The organism is Microbispora sp. NPDC049633 (assembly GCF_040675265.1).
Lineage (GTDB): Bacteria > Actinomycetota > Actinomycetes > Streptosporangiales > Streptosporangiaceae > Microbispora > Microbispora maris.
The window spans coordinates 1-1,075 of record NZ_JBFAOO010000439.1; the positions used below are offsets into that span (position 1 = coordinate 1).

The window sequence follows — 1,075 nt, forward strand, 5'->3', positions numbered from 1 at the left end:
CCTGGGGGACGAGGCGTTCTTTCCCGAGGTGAGCGTCGTGTTCGCCATCAGGGAGGCCGGCGAGCACCACCACGTGCCGCTGCTGCTGAGCCCGAATTAGCGTCCGCCTGACGCGGTCATGGTCCGAACGGGAGAATGTTTAGGCAATTGGAGGCGGTCTTGGGGTTTTTGTCCGTAAGATCTCTACCTGACCGTGACCGTATGCTGGCATGCTGGTACGCCTGTTGACTGCGAGCATGGAAGTGGAGAGAAGTCAGTGCTGAAGTCAAAGGCGCGCGGCCGTGTCGCCGGGAGGGCCGCCGCGGCCGGAGTGGTCAGCGCGGGCCTTCTCCTGGGCCTGACCGCGCTCGGCGCGCGAGCCGACACGAAGACCGTGACGTACACGTGCACTCCGTCGACCAGCGGTGGCACGCCCGTCACACACGATTTCACCGTGGCGCTCACCTCGACGGGAAGCGGCACCCAGTACACCGCGACCCTGAGCATCCAGCCGGCCGCCGGCGCGGCGTTCCCCGTGCCGGTGGAGATCGCGAGCGGTGCGTCGATCCAGTTGCACCCGAGCGTGTCGGCGTCGGCGCTGCCGGCCGGCATGACCGCGGGCGTGTCCACGCCCTCGCCCACGGGTGCGGCCTTGACGTCGGCCATCGCGGCCGCGGGGGCCATGCCGACCCTCCCGACGGCGACGCTGACCGTCACGCCGTCGGCCGGGGCCACCTCCGTCGTGCTCACGGCGAAGGACTTCAAGATCAACATGATCGCGCCCGGCACCACGGGTTCGACCACCACCACGACGCCCACCACGCTTTACAACTGCGTCATCGCGGCGACGGGCACGAACACGACGCCCGCGGCGGCGACCATCGCGGTGGCGAGCCCCTCGGCGTCCCCCAGCGCGAGCCCGAGCGCGAGCCCCAGCGCCAGCCCGTCCGCAAGCGTCTCGCCGTCGCCGCGCAACACGCGGACGGTGTACGAGACGGTCTTCGCGTCGCCCACGCCGTCCAAGACGAAGACGAAGTCCGTCCAGATCGAGAACACGCCCGGGGGTGGCGCGGCCACCGGCGGCGGCGGTGACGCG

General features: G+C 70.2%; 2 protein-coding genes. Both read left to right on the top strand.

What is annotated here, in order from left to right:
- Nucleotide 1: 1 nt before the first annotated feature.
- Entirely contained in the window at nucleotides 2–100 is a 99-nt protein-coding gene (locus AB0J39_RS39725) for a hydroxyisourate hydrolase (RefSeq protein WP_363474397.1), read from the top strand.
- A gap of 156 nt (nucleotides 101–256) precedes the next feature.
- A partial coding sequence (locus tag AB0J39_RS39730) for a hypothetical protein (RefSeq protein WP_363474395.1) occupies nucleotides 257–1,075 on the top strand: 819 nt, incomplete at its 3' end.